Annotated in this window: 15 protein-coding genes and 1 pseudogene; 9 read left to right on the top strand and 7 right to left on the bottom strand. The window is 67.8% G+C overall.

Features of this window, described 5'->3' with window-relative positions; all coding sequences use genetic code 11:
- The first annotated feature begins 145 nt into the window (after window positions 1–145).
- The 4 genes and pseudogenes from CP978_RS35765 to CP978_RS22985 all read left to right on the top strand — a co-directional run bounded on the left by CP978_RS35765 (window position 146) and on the right by CP978_RS22985 (window position 3,098).
- A pseudogene (locus CP978_RS35765) lies at window positions 146–333 on the top strand (hypothetical protein).
- A 159-nt stretch (window positions 334–492) separates the two neighbouring features.
- Complete coding sequence (locus tag CP978_RS34970) at window positions 493–639, top strand: hypothetical protein (protein WP_158508343.1); 147 nt, start codon at window positions 493–495, stop codon at window positions 637–639.
- 412 nt (window positions 640–1,051) lie between these two features.
- Entirely contained in the window at window positions 1,052–2,428 is a 1,377-nt protein-coding gene (locus tag CP978_RS22990; RefSeq protein WP_043441155.1) for an IS1380 family transposase, read from the top strand.
- Window positions 2,429–2,858: 430 nt separating this feature from the next.
- Window positions 2,859–3,098, top strand: a complete 240-nt coding sequence (locus CP978_RS22985; RefSeq protein ID WP_150478289.1) for an Imm32 family immunity protein — start codon at window positions 2,859–2,861, stop codon at window positions 3,096–3,098.
- Window positions 3,099–3,463: 365 nt separating this feature from the next.
- Here CP978_RS22985 and CP978_RS22975 read toward each other — a convergent pair whose 3' ends face one another.
- A complete protein-coding gene (locus tag CP978_RS22975) occupies window positions 3,464–4,897 on the bottom strand; it encodes an ATP-binding protein (protein WP_043443869.1) in 1,434 nt (477 codons plus the stop codon).
- A gap of 505 nt (window positions 4,898–5,402) precedes the next feature.
- Here CP978_RS22975 and CP978_RS22970 point away from each other — a divergent pair.
- Complete coding sequence (locus CP978_RS22970) at window positions 5,403–5,990, top strand: hypothetical protein (protein WP_158508342.1); 588 nt, start codon at window positions 5,403–5,405, stop codon at window positions 5,988–5,990.
- Between the two features lie 141 nt (window positions 5,991–6,131).
- Here the strand turns inward: CP978_RS22970 and CP978_RS22960 are convergent, their stop codons facing one another.
- From CP978_RS22960 to CP978_RS35290, 3 genes are read right to left on the bottom strand one after another with little or no spacing between them, the layout of a single operon-like run.
- Complete coding sequence (locus CP978_RS22960) at window positions 6,132–6,710, bottom strand: NifU family protein (RefSeq protein ID WP_063839075.1); 579 nt, start codon at window positions 6,708–6,710, stop codon at window positions 6,132–6,134.
- A complete protein-coding gene (feoB, locus tag CP978_RS22955; protein ID WP_043443865.1) occupies window positions 6,707–8,644 on the bottom strand; it encodes a ferrous iron transporter B in 1,938 nt (645 codons plus the stop codon). Before feoB ends, CP978_RS22960 begins: the two co-directional genes overlap by 4 nt.
- Entirely contained in the window at window positions 8,641–8,940 is a 300-nt protein-coding gene (locus CP978_RS35290) for a FeoA family protein (protein WP_079162270.1), read from the bottom strand. Before CP978_RS35290 ends, feoB begins: the two co-directional genes overlap by 4 nt.
- Window positions 8,941–9,070: 130 nt before the next feature.
- Here CP978_RS35290 and CP978_RS35285 point away from each other — a divergent pair, with 130 nt between their 5' ends.
- Window positions 9,071–9,505, top strand: a complete 435-nt coding sequence (locus tag CP978_RS35285; protein ID WP_174498594.1) for a hypothetical protein — start codon at window positions 9,071–9,073, stop codon at window positions 9,503–9,505.
- 514 nt (window positions 9,506–10,019) lie between these two features.
- On the top strand, window positions 10,020–11,603 hold the full coding sequence (locus tag CP978_RS22940; protein WP_043443860.1) for an FMN-binding glutamate synthase family protein: 1,584 nt from the start codon (window positions 10,020–10,022) through the stop codon (window positions 11,601–11,603).
- Between the two features lie 349 nt (window positions 11,604–11,952).
- On the opposite strand, the gene CP978_RS22935 is transcribed toward CP978_RS22940, so the two are convergent.
- Together CP978_RS22935 and CP978_RS36125 are read right to left on the bottom strand one after the other, a co-directional pair.
- Window positions 11,953–13,629 (bottom strand): SWIM zinc finger family protein, encoded by a 1,677-nt coding sequence (locus tag CP978_RS22935; protein ID WP_043443858.1) that lies wholly within the window; start codon window positions 13,627–13,629, stop codon window positions 11,953–11,955.
- Window positions 13,630–13,820: 191 nt separating this feature from the next.
- A complete protein-coding gene (locus tag CP978_RS36125) occupies window positions 13,821–13,949 on the bottom strand; it encodes a hypothetical protein (RefSeq protein ID WP_260421129.1) in 129 nt (42 codons plus the stop codon).
- Between the two features lie 199 nt (window positions 13,950–14,148).
- On the opposite strand from CP978_RS36125, the gene CP978_RS22930 reads away from it, so the two are divergent.
- A complete protein-coding gene (locus CP978_RS22930) occupies window positions 14,149–14,706 on the top strand; it encodes a DUF6932 family protein (RefSeq protein ID WP_376697953.1) in 558 nt (185 codons plus the stop codon).
- Window positions 14,703–15,692, top strand: coding sequence for a hypothetical protein (locus tag CP978_RS22925; RefSeq protein ID WP_144401478.1), 990 nt, complete (start codon window positions 14,703–14,705; stop codon window positions 15,690–15,692). The genes CP978_RS22930 and CP978_RS22925 overlap by 4 nt, the downstream gene beginning before the upstream one ends.
- Window positions 15,693–15,934: 242 nt before the next feature.
- Here CP978_RS22925 and CP978_RS22920 read toward each other — a convergent pair whose 3' ends face one another.
- Window positions 15,935–17,431 (bottom strand): alpha/beta hydrolase, encoded by a 1,497-nt coding sequence (locus CP978_RS22920; RefSeq protein ID WP_043443854.1) that lies wholly within the window; start codon window positions 17,429–17,431, stop codon window positions 15,935–15,937.
- Window positions 17,432–17,546 lie beyond the last annotated feature (115 nt).

The following is a 17,546-nucleotide window of genomic DNA, read 5'->3' as shown; positions in this document are numbered from 1 at the left end:
GTTCCTCGTCTACACCAACAGCCTTGGAAAGCGTGTGACCCGGTAGCCGCATACCGTCTCGCCGGTTGGCCGCAGCCCACGTATGGACACGCGCCGGAGACGACTCGCTGAAGGACGGCACGACTGTGCTGGGAGCTGGGGGACTGTGAGCAGGAGACGCTACGTTGCCAGGGGCGTGCCGGGTGGTTACCGAATCTGGGACAACCGAGGACGTCGATGGTGGGGCGATCTCTACAAGTTGTGCCCTGACGATCTCGTGGCCAAGCTCAACGGCCAGGCTGACCACGCACGGACACCGCACTGATGAAGCACTACAGGGCGCAGAAGCGGTAGGTGCCGCCGAAGCGGGGCTGACAAGTGCGCGCACCACAGCCGCACCAGATCGGACGGGGAACAGCGGGGAATCACGGGGAAAGCGAGAACGCTTTCAGCGGCTCCATATCAGCAATACGCCCAGGCCAGAAAGCCGATTCCGGCACCCATAACGCAGGCATGGCTCAGCCAGACGTGGTGGTGGTCGTCGGCCCAGGAGCCGAGGAGGGCGGAGCTGAAGAAGAGTGCTGCGCCAGGGAATGCGGCGAGGGCGAAGAACAGGCGCTGACGCATGAGGGGATCATGGCACTGGTCTGGGGCGGATGATGCGGGGCAACGGTTGGCGTTTGTATGCGGTTTCAGGGGTACGCCCGTCGGCTGGGCGTAGGGGGGAGCAGGTGGTGTCGCAGGGGCGGGATCGGTCCTTTCTCGACAGCAGGAGCTGGACGGTGGTGCGGCTCGTCGCGGCTGTGTGGGGAGCTGCCAGTAGCGGCAGTGCGGCGTGGATGCGTGTGGGGTGGCTGGTGATCGGTGCTGGGACCGCCTGGGAGCTCGTGTGGGATCTGGTCAGGCGGCGTCGGCAGCGCGGGGCCGGGGTCGACGACGTCTGTGACTAACCTCGGGCTTTCACGAAGCGGGCTGTCCAAGGGCTGACCAGAAACGAGGAAAGCGCCCTTGACCTGCAACGATAGGACTTGCTGAGGGTCCTGTTGGCTGCAAGGAAAAGAGCACTTTCCAGGTGAGAGAGCCTATCTCGTCGTACCCGCGTGTCCGTGTCCAGGGGGACGGCCGTCAGGTGGTCTCGCAGGCAGGTTCGGTCCTGCTGGTGGAAACGGTCCGCAAGGCCGGTCTCGACCAGGTGATATCCGCCGTGCTTGCTCCGTGGCGGAGGCCGCGGGCCCTCCACGACCCGGGGAAGGTCGTCCTGGACCTCGCCCTGGCGGTCGCGATGGGCGGGGACTGCTTGGCCGACGTGGGCATGCTGCGGGCCGAGCCGGCCGTGTTCGGGCCGGTCGCCTCCGACCCGACGGTCTCCCGCCTGATCGACACCCTCGCCGCCTCCGGCGACACCGCCTTGCAGGCCATCCGGTCCGCTCGGGCCGAAGTCCGCGACAAAGTCTGGGAGTTGGCTGGCCGGAAGGCGCCAGACGCGGACGGGACGGTGACCATCGACCTGGACGGGGTGCTGGTGATCGCGCACTCCGACAAACAGGACGCCGCCCCGACCTGGAAGCGGACCTACGGCCACCACCCGCTGATGGGGTTCGTCGACCACGGCCCGGCCGGCACCGGGGAACCCGTCGCGGCCCTGCTCAGGCCCGGGAACGCGGGATCGAACACCGCCTGTGACCACATCACCGCAGCCCGCCTGGCCCTCGCTCAACTGCCGAAGAAGTACCGGCGCGGACGGCAGACCCTGATCCGCACCGACTCCGCAGGCGGCACCCACGACTTCGTCGCCTGGCTCGCCCAGCGCGGGCGCTGGCTGTCCTACTCCGTCGGCATGGTGATCACCGACGCGATCCACCAGCACGTGCTGAAGGTCCCGACCTCGGCCTGGACACCGGCCGTCGAGCCGGACGGCGAGATCCGGGACGGCGCCTGGGTTGCCGAACTCACCGGCGACGTCCTGGCCGGCTGGCCGAAGGGCATGCGGCTGATCGTCCGCAAGGAACGACCTCACCCGGGCGCCCAGTTGAGGCTCACCGACGCGGACGGCATGCGGCTGACCTGCTTCGCCACCAACACCGTTACCCGGCCGATCGCCGACCTCGAACTCCGTCACCGGCTGCGGGCCCGGGCCGAGGACCGCATCCGGGCCGCCCGGGCCACCGGGCTGCGGAACCTGCCCCTGCACCACACCGCCCAGAACCGCATCTGGCTCGAGATCGTCCAGATCGCGTTGGACCTGCTGGCCTGGATGCCGATGCTCGCGCTGACCGGCAAGGCCAGACTCTGGGAACCCCGCCGCCTGCGGCTCCGCCTGTTCACCGCGGCCGGGCAACTCGTCACCACCGGGCGCCGGCGGATCCTCCGTCTCGCCCGGCACTGGCCCTGGACCAGCCACATCACTGCCGCCCTCGACCGGCTCGCGCACCTCCCGAACCCCGGCTGACCAGCATTCCCTGTCCCGACAAGTAGCACCACCCGACCCGGAGCAGTGGAACCCGGCGCCTACCCGAGGCGACACCCGGGCCGCAGCCCTGCCCGCCCTCAACCGCAGAACGAGAAATGGTCCGCCAACTCCGTCGGCGGACCATCACGAAAGTTCGAGGCTAACATCGCGAACAACCGCGGGAAGGGAGAGAGCGGCAACGCCACCACACCGGACCGGAAGTAGCGCCATCCCTCGGGCACTCGTTGTCCTGGTCATTGTCCAGTGCACTAACGATCACCGTTGTGAACGCGCACGTACCTGTCCGTACGGTCGCGCGCACAGTTGGAAAGCGTGCGCCCTCGGTGGCTGACGGTCCCCGGGTACGCGATGCTTGGGTATGGCCCCTGAACCTAGCGCCGCACCGTCGATGACCACTCAGGTGAGTGCGGTGACCGACGGAACCACCAGAGTCTTCACCTGGGAGGAAGACGCACGCATCGAGGTCCGGAACCTCGGCCGAGAGATCGTCGTCGAAGCCAACGCCGCCGGCCTGAAGACCCTGGCCGGCCATCTCCTCGCGCTCGCCCAGGACGGCACGCCGGATGGCGCTCACCTTCACCTGGAGGAGCACAACGGACTCGAAGAGGGCTCCGTAAGCCTGGTCTTGGAGAGGTGCGACAGCGAATGACTCGTGCCAGACGCGTGCCAGATCATACGGGGAGCCACGGGGAACCCATCCACAGTCCACCAGGCGTCTACGTCCCTCCACCACAGGTGAGGCCTGGAGCCAGCCCCAGATGCCCATAGCTTCCCAAGCTGAGGTGCGACGACGACCGACGGTGACAGACTGGCCGTAGCCGAGCGCTTCCGTGATCCAACGCACCGTTGGTTCGTTGGTTGTTGCAGTGATCATCAGTGCTGGTGTGTGCCTTCGGCGCTGGGTGAAACGCGGTGATCCACTAGCTGTCACGGGAGAGGTACTCGTACCCAAGGCCTGGGAGATGGCTTTGCCGTCAGACGATGCGTTGCCGCAGTACGCTCACCATCTCTCCGCTACTGCCAGGCGCGGACCAGATCTTCAGGTCCCCAGTGGGCCGCAAGCGGCAGACTGCCAACCACACCGCTGCGGGACACCGCGACCAGCGGCGTGTCCGGCCCGGCACCGGGCACCGCGAGTACGTCACGAGCCAGAGCGTCATATTCACGTCGGCCAAACGTCTGGGACTCCAGCCACTTGATGGAGCCGACGAAGTGCACCGCGCCCGCCACGGGTTCACGATCGGTGCCCACTAGGTCGATCTCTGGGTTGTTCTGCCGGTTCCACCAGCCGCCGACAGCCTCTGTCTCCGGCCATCGCTCGTCGGGCAACAGCCGCAGCAGCGACTCGCGGATGAGCGGCTCGACCGCACGCCCCCGCCAGGTGGTCCAGGACCGCTCGATCCGCTCCAGGGCAAGATCGCCCCGGCCGCGCTCGATGAGCGGGATGCCCCGCTGCAGGAAGGCCAACCAGAACCGGAGATACGGATCCGCGATGCGGTAGCGCTTGTTCTTGGTGTCGGCCTTCGCGGACAGCGGCAGGTCGGCCGCCAGAACCCGCTTGGCCTGCAGGGTGTTCAGCAGCGGGGACAGCGTGCCCGATGGCAGGGCACCTGTTCCCCCGGCCCGTGCCGCGATGGTGGAGAAGGTCCGCTCGCCGCTGCCCACCGCCTCCAGCACCGCCCTTGAGTGCGACGCCTCGGGGAACTCCCCCAGCAGCGACAGCTCACCCGCCACCAGCAGCGGAGACAGCGGATTCGCCACCGCCTCGCGCAGGAAGTCCGCCCGGCCCATCCCGGGCCGCCACGACTGGACGATCTCCGGAAAGCCCCCCGTGATCAGCAGCGCGTCCATCGCGTCCGCCGCATCCAGTCCGGTCATGGCCTGCACATCGCCCAGGTGCAGCGGCCGTACGGTCATCTTCGCCGCCCTCCCGAAGAACGGCCGGCCATACGACTGCAGCGCCTCCATCACCGACATGTCGCTGCCGACCAGGATGAGCAGGACCGGCTTGGCGGACAAGTGACGGTCCCACACAGTCTGCAGAGCTCCCTCGAACTCCGGGTCCTGCTCAACCAGCCACGGAACCTCGTCGATCACCGCGATGCTCGGGACGTCGTCCGGAACCGCGACGGCCAGTGAGCGCAGCGCCTGATTCCAGTCCGCGGCCTGCAGCCCGGCCACCAGCTCCGCCCCCGGAAGCGCGGACTGGGCGAGCGCCCCGGTGAAATCCGCCCGCTCGGCCACGGCGTTGCGGCCCCGGGTCGCCTGGAAGACCATGTACGGCACCCCGGACCGGTCGCAGAACTCCTGGACCAGACGAGACTTCCCCACCCGGCGCCGCCCGGTCATGATCACGGCCCGCCCGTGGGTAGCGCCTACGCCCTCGGTCGCCAGGCCCAGCTGTCGAGCCAGCAGATCCAGGTCCGCCACCCTCCCTTTGAATTCCACCGACGGCACCTCTCGATCAAACACAGTTTCGATATTACGTAGATTGAATCTTACTTAGATGCTAGCTCGCTTCCAGTGCGGGCGTGAACCCGTTGGAAACATGGACGGGCGCGCCACTCCATTTCGGGCTTGGGTAGATGGCCGACATCGGTCCAACCAGAGAATCCCGCAGGTCACAAACGGCCCGGCGCGACCTGCCGATTTCCAGGTTGACCCCTACACCACGAGAGGGGACACGACCCGGGCCCGTGGACTGTTCGTGGACAGGATCTTGAAGCATCTGCCCAGGTCAGACCCGGCAAACGGCAAGACCCCTGGACAGGCCGAGGGCCGGGCAGCAGGCACCGTGCACGAAGAGAGCCGTCGGCGACGCCACGTAGGTGTCGGCTCCCTCAGTGAGAACCAGCGATTGGGCCGACCCGTGCAGGTCCCTTAGCTATTGTCTGCTCGTCGGGGGAACTCAGGTGAGTGCCAGGGGGTGGAGATGTCTGGTGGGACCATCTCTGTGATCGTCGCGAGCGTCGGCGTCTTCGGCACGCTGGCTTCGGCAGTGATCACTCAAGTCCTCACCCAGCGCGCCGAGTCGCGAAGGTCGGAGCGGGGAGAACGGGTCCGGATCGCGGAACAGCAGGCTGCTGAGGATCAGCGCAAGATCGATCAACTCCGTAGCTGCTACGTTCAGTTGAACGCAAATGATCGCTACTACAGAGACGCCATGCTGGCCTACGCCCACGCTCTCAAGTCGGGGTCAGTCGACGCGGAAGCAGCGGAAGTCAATACCGCGAGACGTGCTCAACGGGACACCCGGGCTGAAGCCCAGTTGATGGCAAGTGACGCGGTGCTGCAGATCGAGAGCCGGGTGAACGCACAGCTCACGACCGCCTACAGGCACCTGATGGAGGTGGCAGGCGAGCCGGACTCACCTACGTGTCAGGAAAGACTCAACCGCGTCATTGAACTCTTGAAATCGCTCACCGCGCAGCAAGGACATGTGCGAGCAGTCATGCGCCTTGAGGTGCGCGCTACCGCGGAACTCCCAGACTGGTACGACCCCGAGATCGGGCCGACAGCGCATCGGCACGATGGTCACTGAGCTTCTACAGCCGACGTTGCGAAAGGCGTAGGCACCTCTGCGGCCCGCGGACTCAGGTGCCGCCTCGGGTACGGGCCCGGGTGATTGCCTTGACGAGGATGTCCCCGCCTGCGGATTCCGGGCTTTCGCACTGGTCGGCCGTCACGCGCTGCGGCGGCGCAGCGTGAGCCATGTGCGCCTTGCCACCTTGCCGGGCTCCTCCGTGGCCCGCACCTCGACCAGATCGGGGAACCGTGCACGCAGTTCCGACTCGAGGCGGGAGTGGAGAGTGAACCCGGCAGCCGGGCAGTGCGTGCAGGTGCCCGCCATCCGCACCTCCGCGTGCCGGTCGTGGGCGGACACAATCGTCACTTCGCCGCCGTGGGAGCGGATGTAGTCACCGACGGATCCGTCCAGGACGTCCTGCAGTGCGGCGCGCAACATGTCGTCCTCGGTGACCACGTCGGCCGGCCGCCAGCACTGAGGATGCTGCAGTGCGGCGCTGAGCGCGTCGCGCACCCGCGCTCCTGTGCCGGACCAGCTCCGGCCGTCGGCAAGCCGGATCACCACGGCCCCTGTCTCCACCTCGATGGAGGCGACGTCTTCGGAGTGGAGCATTGTCCCGAGCTCGTCCGGTGCGTCGGCGATCTCTCCGACGACCGGCAGTGTGCCAGCGGGGATCACCCAGCGGATGGCCTGCGGGTCAGTCGTGGCCTCGGGGTGCATGGGGATGACGCTCATGCCAGCAGTCCTACGACGGTGTGCGTCAGGAAGGCCATGGTCCAGGCCAGCACGAACATATAGCCGAAGGCGACCGCGGGCCATCTCCACGAGCCGGTCTCACGGCGCATGACCCCGACGGTCGACATGCACTGCAGTGCGTAGAGGAAGAAGACGAGCAAGGCGGCCGTCGTGGCCGGGGTGAAGAGCTTCTCTCCCTGGTGCGGGCCGTCGGTGTAGGTCATGTGTGCCAGGGTTTCGGCCGGCTGGTCGGGGTTCTGGGCGGCGGCGACCTGGCCGAGGGTGGCGACGAACACCTCTCGGGCGGACAGCGATCCCAGCACGCCGATGTTGATCCGCCAGTCGAACCCGAGGGGTTCGAAGACGGGTTCGATGGCGTGACCGATGTCGGCGGCGTAGCTGTGGTCGACCTCATAGGCCGAGACCGCGGTCCGGTCGGCCGGGTCGACTCCGGCGGAGCGCAGTTGCGCATCACTGTGCATGGGCAGGCTGAGCAGCAGCCACATCACGACGGTGACAAGGAGGATGATCCGGCCGACCTTGTGCAGGAAGCCCTTGCAGGCGCTCCACATGGCCTCGGCCACCGACCGCGGCCGCGGCAGCCGGTAGGACGGCATCTCCATGTAGAACGGCAGCACCGGCCCGCCCCGACTGCTGAACCGTTTGAAGACCCAGGCTGTCGCCATGGCCGAGAGCGCGCCGACGAGGTACAGGGCGAACATGACGATGCCCTGGGCGCCGAAGGGACCGACGCTGGTACCCGGGCTCACCAGCAGGCCGGTCAGCAGCACATAGACCGTCAGGCGCGCCGAGCAGGTCATCAGCGGCGCGCCCATCATGGTCGCGAAGCGGTCCTTGGCCGACGGCAGGGAGCGGGTGGCCATGATGCCGGGGATGGCACAGGCGAGGGAGGAGAGCAGGGCGACGAACGCGCGGCCCTCCAGCCCGGCCTTGGACATGAGCCGGTCCATCAGGAATGCCGCACGGGAGAGGTAGCCGCTGCCCTCCAGCAGCGAGATCATGAGGAACAGCAGGGCGATCTGCGGCAGGAAGACCACCACGCTGCCCAGACCGCCGATCAGGGCGTTGCCGAGGAAGCCGGAGAGCAACGGGTTCGAGACGTATTCGGTGACCAGTGTGCCGAGCCAGTCGAAGAGGCTCTGTACCGCGTCCTGCAGCGGTGTCGCGACGGTGAAGATGATCTGGAAGAAGGCGAACATGGTCGCGAAGAAGATGAGCGTGCCCCACAGCGGGTGCAGCAGCACGGCGTCGATGCGCCGCGTGCGGTGATCGACCTCGGGTACCTGGTAGTCCGCGCTCTGCAGCAGCGACTCCACCCAGGCCCGTCTCTGCGAGGGGTCGGTGGGCGGCGGGACGACCGGCCGCTCCCATGCGGTCCGGTCGAGCAGCATGGACCGCAACTGCGCCAGGTCGTTGCGTGACCCGCTCGTCACCGCGACGACCGGCACGCCGAGTGCACGGCGGAGGGCCGGGACGTCGAGGGTGCCGCCGCGGCGGGCCAGTTCGTCGCGGAAGGTGAGCACCACGCAGATCGGCAGGCCGGTCTGCATGACCTGGGCCAGCAGCCCGAGGGAACGACGGAGCGTCGTCGCGTCGATCGTGACGAGAATCCCGTCGGGTGTGCCGATGCCCGGGTTGTCCGGGTCGAGCGCATCGGCGACGACCTGCTCGTCCGGGCTGATCGGGTCGAGGCTGTAGGTGCCGGGCAGATCCTCGATGACCACCTCGTGCCCGCCGACGCGCGCCAGACCCTCATAGCGCGCGACGGTCACTCCGGGGTAGTTCCCGGTCTTGGTCCGCAGGCCGGTCAGGGCGTTGAAGAGTGTGCTCTTGCCCGAGTTGGGGCTGCCGACCAGGGCCAGGCGGTTGTTGCCGGTGACCGTCTGGGCCACCGGACCGCAGTGCGCGCTCATGCGGTGCGCCGTACACGGATGCCGGCGGCCTGCTCTTTGCGCAGTGCCACCTCGTACTCCACGACCTGGAAGACGACGGGGTCGCCGAGCGGCGCCTTCCGCAGCACGGTGACCTCCGCGCCGGGGGCGAACCCCAGGTCGAACAGTCGTCGCGCGGTGCTCGGCTCGACCGACTCGTCGATGTCGGTCACCTGGCCGCTCATCCCGGGTCGGAGGTCGGCCAGTCGCGCGTCCCCCACTGGATCCGTCGGCACGGACGGACCGCTCTGACGCGCGCCCAACTGCACTGAGACCATCGACATCCTCAACCCCGGGATCACCTTTGTAGCTTAGGGCAGGCTAACCTTTTGCCCCAGTGGGGGCAATATCGCCCCCCTCCTGACGCTGGGCCCCGGGGAGAGCTGCGAATCTGCGGGAGCCAAGCCGATGCCCCAGGGAATCGGTCCACTGCTTGCCGACGCTGGGGCGCGTCCGGTTCAGCAGTGCTGTCCCCCACCCGACCCGGGGCAGCTTCAGGTCCGCACTGGTGAGGCCGACGGCCTCAGCCGGGCGCAAGGCGCCGTAGTACTGGAGCGGCTGGAGATCGCCCAGGAGACCATGCTGGAACTGGCCGCCGAGGACGGCACCCCGCGCGGCACCGGGCTGGAGCCGCGCCACGTCGAGAACCTCCGCGCCAAGCTGAAACGCCTGGTCAGCCGCGGCATCCTCACCGAACCCGAGCCCGGCCTTTTCACCCCACCACGGCCGACGCCGCAGGCACCCACTCAACCTGAAATCCGACGAAACATCACAGAACACCCTCCGAGTGGGCGTTCACATGGAGTTTTCCGGTATGCGGGTTTTGACCGCGCCCCGCCTTGAGCGCCTTCAGGGGGTACCGGATAAGCACAGCATTGTCGAAGCGGGTCCGGACGACAGTTGGCTTGAGTGTTGTCGTTGCCACTTCGCCCTACTAAATCTATTACATGACGATGACTATCCGCATAGATCATTTACCCCTTCTTTAGATATTTCTTTTCCCCAGGCTTACTCTTGTGATTCGGTCGGGTGTCTGCCCGAGGACCAAGGGGCACCCAAGACCACCAAAGCCGGCAGACAGCCCACCTGGCGCCCAATGACCCCGTGGTCGGCGGAAGCGCTGAGTGCGGGGGCTTCGTGTTTGTGTGACCGTACGCCGGGCGAAGTGGACGCATGTCGGGGCCGAGGACGAGGCATGGACGGGATCTTGGGGCATCACCGCAGGTGAGGTCCGGGACATGGGGAGGGCGCGCACCGGTGGCAGGCGGACCGGGCCGGACGATCGGCATGGCATGAGTCGAATGTCGCACCCTTCGAACATTGTGACGTGCGCTCGGGAGGCTGTAGGTTCCCCCGCGTGATCAGAATTGCAGTGATTGTTTTCATCGGAGCTCTCGCCATTGCCTTCGGTGTCTCGGCATTGGCCGTGTCGCCTTGGTGGTGGTTGGCCGCCGTGTTGTGCGCGGGGATAGCCGGGGTCGGTATTTATGACCTGCTGCAGAAGCGTCATTCCGTCTTGCGAAATTATCCGGTGCTGGGGCATATCCGCTTCATGCTGGAGTCGATCCGACCGGAATTGCAGCAGTATTTCATCGAGCGTAATACCGATGGCCGTCCGTTCGACCGGGATGTGCGCAGCCTTGTCTACCAGCGCGCCAAGGGGACCGAGGCAGAGATCGCGTTCGGTACCGAGCGGAACGTCTATGCCGAAGGCTACGAATACTTCGAGTCGTCCATGCGGCCGCGCCCGGTACCGACGGAGCAGCCCCGGGTCCGTATCGGTGGCCCGGACTGCACCAAGCCGTACGACATGGCCTTGCTCAACGTCTCGGCCATGAGCTTCGGTTCGCTGTCCGCCAACGCCATCCTCGCCCTGAACCGGGGGGCCGCCCTCGGAGGCTTCGCCCACGACACCGGTGAGGGCGGCATGTCGGAGTACCACCTGCGCCACGGTGGTGACCTGGTGTGGGAGATCGGCACCGCGTATTTCGGTTGCCGCACCCCGGACGGCGGTTTCGATCGTGCGCGGTTCGCCGAGAAGGCCGCTCGCGAGAACGTGAAATGTGTGTCTTTGAAGCTTTCTCAGGGAGCCAAGCCCGGTATCGGAGGGGTGCTGCCCGGGGAGAAGGTCACCGCGGAGATAGCCCGGGTACGTGAGGTTCCCGAGGGGAAGACGGTCATCTCGCCTCCTTATCACCAGGTCTTCGACACGCCCCGGGAACTGATCCGGTTCATCGCCGAAATGCGCGAGCTGTCCGGTGGCAAGCCGGTCGGATTCAAGCTGTGTGTGGGGTCCCGGCGGGAGTTCCTGGCGGTGTGCAAGGCCATGCTCGACGAGGGCACCGCGCCGGACTTCATCATCGTCGACGGAGCGGAGGGCGGTACCGGAGCCGCCCCGCTGGAGTTCGCCGACCACCTGGGCAGTCCGCTCACCGAGGGGCTGATCACCGTCCACAACGCCCTGGTCGGCGCCGGCCTGCGGGACCGGATCAAGATCGGGGCCAGTGGCAAGGTGGCCACCGGGGCCGACGTCGTCAAGCGCATGCTGCAGGGCGCCGACTTCACCAACGCGGCACGCGCCATGATGTTCGCGATCGGATGCATCCAGGCGCAGAGCTGCCACACCAACACCTGCCCCGCCGGCGTCGCCACACAGGACCCGCGCCGGGCACGTGCGTTGGACGTCGACGACAAGTCGGCCCGGGTCCATCGCTTCCAGTCCGGCACGGTGAAGAGCGCACAGCAGATCATCGCTTCGCTGGGCGTGAGTGACCCCGCCGAACTGCGCCCGAGCATGCTGCGTCGGCGCGTGGACCCGGTCACCGTCCGCTCCTACGCGGAGCTCTACGACTGGCTGACCCCTGGGCAGCTGCTGATCGAGCCGCCCGAGTCCTGGGCAGCGGACTGGAAGGCCGCGGATCCCGACCGTTTCACTGTCTGACGGGTTTGTAGGCGGATTCGGGGCGGTGCCGTGTTGACGGCGGACGTTACGTACATCTCCTCCTGCGCTGTGCGTATGTCAGTAGGTTCGTCGTGGCCCCCCACCGGAACTACCGGAATATCGCCCCGTAGACGCTGGTGGCGCGGGCGCAGCTGTGGCAGCGCCCGCGCCCAGGAAGCGGTCACGAGCCCCTGGAGAGGCCTGCCGGGCCTCCCGAGGAGCATTGAACCGAGCACCGGGCCGTCTTGCCGCACCGACCGACGGCATCCCGGAGACCCGCCCGGCTCACGCTTCCCTCGCGCCCTGCCCGCGCTACGCGGCTGGAGCCCGGGCAGGCGGTCGAACCGGATCACAGACCGCGTTCGTCCATCAACCGCATCAGGTTTCGCTTGCGCTTCTGGACGGTGCGCAGCGTGGTGACGTGGACGGCGAACTCGTCCTCGGTACCCAGGCGGCGGTGGCAGTCGCGGATGCTGAGGAGCAGGGCGACAAGCTGCTCGTAGACCGTGTTGCCGGTTTGCTGGGTGAGTGGCTCGGCCAGGCGCAGGTAGACGCTGAGCGCATCGGCGGGGCGGGTGGCACGGACCTGGTCGGCGAGGGTGAGCCACTGTCTGTCATGGGCGCCGGTTCGGGTGGCGGCCCCCCAGGCGGTGTCGAGGTCCTTGTCGTCCAGCAGGGCGTCGACCAGGACAGGACCGCTGTACCAGCCCTGTTGCCGCTGCTCCGCGTCGGCGCTCAGAAGGGCGAGGGCTCCTGCACGCTCGGCCGGCCAGCAGTCCGCGGCCCGCGCGGCGGCGCGCAGTTGCTGGTATGCGGCCAGGGTGCGGCAGGCACCGAAGTGGTCGCGGCGCACGGCGACGGCGTCGGCGAACCGGTCCGTCATCGCGTAGCGCTCGCAGAGGTAGTCGACGAGGGCGGTGTCGACGGCGGACAGGTCCCGGGTTTCCCGGATGCCGCGTTCCGCCCAGCGCAGGGCCTCGTCGGAACGCCGGGCGGTGTCCAGCTCGCGGGCGATGACCAGGTGCGTATAACCGTTCGGCGAGAGATCGGCCGCGTGCACCGCGATCACCGCGTCGATGTCTCCTCCTGCCTTGGCCACACGCTCCATCAGGTGTTTCTCCGCCCAGCCGCGTCGGTTGCCTTGCCACGCCTCGACCGCCGACTTGCGCAGGACGGCCATTCCCTCTTCGCCCAGGACATCCTCGTAGTCGAGCGGATCGATGCCGGTCAGGCCGTCGTCGATATCGCTGAGCGCATGGCCGACCAGCCAGCGCGCGAGCTCCTCGGGGTCGGGGCGTGCCGCACGGCAGGCGTCGAGGTGGGCGTCGGCGAGGCCGGCAGCGATCTCCCCCAGCCATCCGTCGGAGTCGTCGACGCTCTCCACCACTTCGGCCAGCAGTGTCATCGCATCCCGGGCCAGGGTGATCGCGTCGTCGGCCCGGCCGGTGCCGGTCAGCTCCCTGATCGCAGACACCGCCTGCCCGGCCTGGGCTGCGTAGGCGCGGGCGTCCGCGTACTCGACGTACCCGTACTGCGCGAAGGGCCCGATGTCGAGCAGATCGCGGATACGGGACCGGACCACGGCAAGGTCCCCGCGGGCGCTCGCGGCCCGCAGTTCCAGGCGCCGCCGCAACTGCCGGTCCTCGTCGATCTGTTCCTTCAGCAGTGCGAGCAACTCGTCCTTGGGCAGGGCGGACAGCCACTCGTCGAGGTCTTGAGCGCGCTTCCGGGCCGCCTTCCGCTGCCGCGGCAGGCTCTCCCGCCGGGCGAGCACCGTCAGGCCGAGGGCGACCAGATGCTTGCAGAAGTTGCCCTCCAGGCCGTACGGGCAGTCGCACTCGCCGGCCGGCCCGCCGGGGCCGTCCAGGGTCAGCTCCACCTCGTAGCGTTCCGTACCGTGGACGCTCGCGGTGACCCAGCCGTCACCGACGTCGACCCCGGCCACGGCGTCGAGGTACCCGAGGCCGCGTTCGAAGGAACGGGTACCGGCCAGCCGCTTGAGGCTCGCCTCGGTGAGGCCACTCATGAACTTTCCGTCCTGCTGTGGTTGTGCTATCGATGCTCCGCAAATCTAAGGGGGGTCCGGGGTGTCAGTGGCGGCTTCGGTGGGTTTGACCTCCGACTTGACCACTGGAGGACTGCTCCGGCCGTCTGCGCCGATCACCTGGCGAAGAAGCCGATCCGCTCGGGGCGGGTCCATGCAGGGAGCCGCCACCGTCACTCCCCAAGTCCGCTGATGAAATCGGTCAGATCGCAGACCATGTCGCAGTAGCCGTCGCCGTCGGCGACCCGGAAGCGGCTGAGGTCATGGTCGTGAGCAAGTGACGGCAGATAGACGTCGAGCATGCCGACCTCGTCCCTGGGTCTTCCCTCGCTGTCCCGCAGACGCAGATCAACGCCAGCACGCTCAGGCCGCCGTCCGGCAAGACGGCCTGGGCGGTCGTCACCCTCGGTTGACCACTGGCGGAAGTTTGCACATTCGACCCTTCTGTGACCGAGAGATCCAATAGGTTGACTCTGCGTTCATCACCAAGCAGAGGACCTCATGCCACCGTTACCTGCGTTCGACCCCACCACGGAGTGCCCTCCGCCGGGCAGGTTTCCGATGACCTGGGACGAGGTCGAGTCGGAACTGGTGAAGGCAGCGTGTTTCGAGGGTTCGTCCAGCCGCCCCGGCCTTCTGCAGGAGCTACGGACCCATTTCGCCATGGTGGAGCTCGCCACCGGCGCGGTGGGCCGGCTGTGGCTCGCGGGAAGCTTTGTCAGCTGCAAACTGGACCCGGAGGACATCGATGTCACCTACCTCATACCACCGGATGCGTACACCCGGGCGATCACGGACCCCGACACCGTTGACGACCTTGACAATCTGGGTACGAGGGACTGGTGTGTCCGCCATGGCATGCGGGTCGATGCGTATGTGCTGCGTCTCCCTGAGACGGAGGACTTCCGCGCGCTCGGGGTGACCGGGGCCATGGCGCCCGGTGACCGCAAGGTCTTCGAAGACCTCGGGCTCTACGACGAGATCTGGCAGCGCTGCAGGAGCGGACAGAGGGGCATCCCCGACGGAGCACGGCGAGGATACGTGGAGGTGCTGCCGTGAACACGCCGCAGAACCTGCCGGACCCCTCGGACAAGGAGGCCTTGAGAGCCTGGATGCGGGCCAACCGGGGCAAGACTCCTGGTCACGAGCCGGTTCGGTCGGCGGACGAACTCGCCGCAGCCCAGCGACGCAAACTACAGAAGGCTGTAGGTCTCTCGACCGGCCGCGCTGAAGCCGGGCCGGCCCGGCGGTCACTCCGGCTGGCTCTCGAGGGGACCCCTGTCAGAGAACATCATGTGGAGTCGTCCGTCCTCGGACATTGGCTGGTCTCCTTCCAGGAAACCGTGACGACCATTGCCCACGCTCTCGACGAGAGCCGCCCCACACACGATTACGGTCCGCTTCCGCAGGCCGTCCGAAAGGCGACACGCCTCTACGCGGCGGCGACATTCCCCTCTTCCTACGGGATGGTCCTGGAGGAGGCGCCAGCCGACGATGACGAGCTGCCGCTACCGGAGGTGGCGTCGACAGAGTCTCTGCTGGACCGTGCCATGGGGACCGTTCTCGACATCACCGACCGGGCGGAAGCGGGTCCTGGAGCCGTCGACGCGGTCATCGAAACCGCCCTGCCGCTGGGAGGGCGGGTGTTCAACCGTCTTGCCGAATTGACGGAGGTACTCGCCGATTCGGGCGCGGACATCAGCCTGACCTGGAGTTCGCCGTACAGCGGTGTGCGCGCCTCTCGCCTCGGGACCGGCAGCGCCCAGCGGTGCCGGGACGCATTGCGTGCAGCGCAGCCCGAGGAACGGCAGGAACTGCTGGTGGGCATGCTCGTCGGAGGCAGCATGCTCCGAAGGACGGTGGAGATCGAGACGACCGACCAAGGTGTGATCACCGCGCGTGTGGATCACGAGGTCCCCAGTCTGCTGGGCGCCTATGCGAATCACCGGATCACAGCTGAGGTTCTCGTGTCGACTGTTCGGTCACCGCACGGACGCGAGCACCACAGCTATGTCGTGCTCCACCTGAGTTTGTACGAAAACTGAGCATCGTTCCCATGAGAGAAGCCTGCAGGTACCGGCTCCAACAGTTCGTCCGCGTGGGGCCACAGGTTCCGTGCCGTCGTGGGGCCGTGCCTGCGTAGTGCGGGGCGGCTGGCCGAGATCTCCTCCTGGGCTTCTCGTCGGAGATCGTCGGTCCAGCCTTGGGTGGCGTCCTCCAGTACCGGGGTTGCCTGACTGCGGCCACGGCTTCGTCGAGCAGGGCGAGCAGGGCCATGCCCCATGTCCTAGGCGCAGTAGGTGTCCCGGGTGGGGCGTTGGCCGGTGGACAGGAAGTGGGAGACGGTTCGGTCGCCGCAGGCGTTGCCGTTGGCGAGGTAGGCGTTGTGGCCGGTGGAGTTCACGGTGACCAGGACGGCGCGCCGGCCGAGGGCAGTACGGAGCTTGAGGGCGCCGCTGAGTGGAGTGGCGACATCGCGGGCGTTCTGTATGAGCAGGACGTTCGAAGGTCCGCGGTCGGTGATCCGTACGGGGGCCTGCCGCGGCGGGTGGGGCCAGGCGGCGCACACGATCGCGTTGCGGGGCATTCCGGCGGTGAGGGGGTGCTCCTTGCGGCTCTCGGCGACGGCCGTGCGGTAGGCGGAGGCGGAGGAGGGCCAGGCCACGTCGTTGCAGAGGGTCGCGATGCTCACCGCGGTGATGTTCTGCTGTACGTCCTCCGGCGGCGCCGCGGGCGCCGGAGGCACCGTGCCGTCCAGTGCGGCCCGCATCAGCTTCGCCAGGGCCGGGAAGCGGGTACCGGGCGCGTAGAAGCTGTCCAGCATGGTCTGGCGCAGCACATTGCCGTCGAGTACCTCGGGGTTGGCGTCCAGCCAGGGGATCGGACGGCGGTCCAGCTGTGCGGCGAGCCGTAGGAACAGGGGACGTACCTCGGCCGCGGTCTCGGCGAGCCGGTCCGGGTTGCCGGGCGCGGCGGCCCAGGCGGCGAACTCGGGGAAGGTGTCCTCGACACCCGTCTCGTATCCGGCGAGCCAGGCGCGTGAGACCCGGGTGGGGTCGGGGTCGTCGTTGCTGTCCAGCACCACGCGGTCGGTGCGATGCGGGAACAACTGGCTGTAGACGGCGCCTACATAGGTCCCGTACGACACGCCCCAGGCGGAGAGCCGGTCCTGGCCGAGCGCGCCGCGGATGCGGTCGATGTCGCGGGCCTCGTCGACGGTGCTGATGTGCCGCATCAGCTCACCACCATTCTGTGTGCAGGCATCGGCCACCCGCTGTGCGGTGACCATGTTCTCCGTGATGGAGCCGTCGGCGGCCGGCCAGGGCCGTAGTTTCGAGACGGCGAGGTCGCCGTGGTCCAGGCCGCAGTCGACGGAGGTGGAGGGCGCGAGCCCGCGCGGTGCGAACCCGATCAGGTCATAGGCGTCGCGGACCTCCTGCGGCAGCCGCTGCCCCTTGCCGGAGGTGTCGTCGAGGCTGGTGTTTCCCGGCCCGCCGGGGATCAGCAGCAGTGCGCCGCGGCGAGCCGCCGGTTTCTCGGCCCGGACGCGGGAGACGACGATGTCGATCTTCTGGCCGGCGGGGGCGGCGTAGTCCAGAGGGACCTTGACGGTGGCGCACTGCTGCCGTGGACCGGGCGCGCCGGTCCTGCACTCGGTCCAGTGGAGGGCGGAGCCCGGAGCGGTCGCGGATGCGGGGGCGGCCAGGGTCAGTGGGGCGGCAAGGCCGAGGAGGACGGCGGAGGCGCCGATCCAGGCGGTTGTCCTGTGAGTGGTCTGCTTCATGCACAGCAGCTTCAGGGAGGACGGGGGCCGGCTGACATCCGGTCAGCCTGTGGGTTTTCAGGGGGGTTTACCGCAGGGGGTTTACCGCAGGGGGTTTGCCCCAGGGGGTTTGCCC

The organism is Streptomyces nodosus (genome assembly GCF_008704995.1).
GTDB lineage: Bacteria > Actinomycetota > Actinomycetes > Streptomycetales > Streptomycetaceae > Streptomyces > Streptomyces nodosus.
The sequence above is the reverse complement of the archived record's forward strand: the minus strand, read 5'-3'. Positions and strand labels throughout refer to the sequence as shown.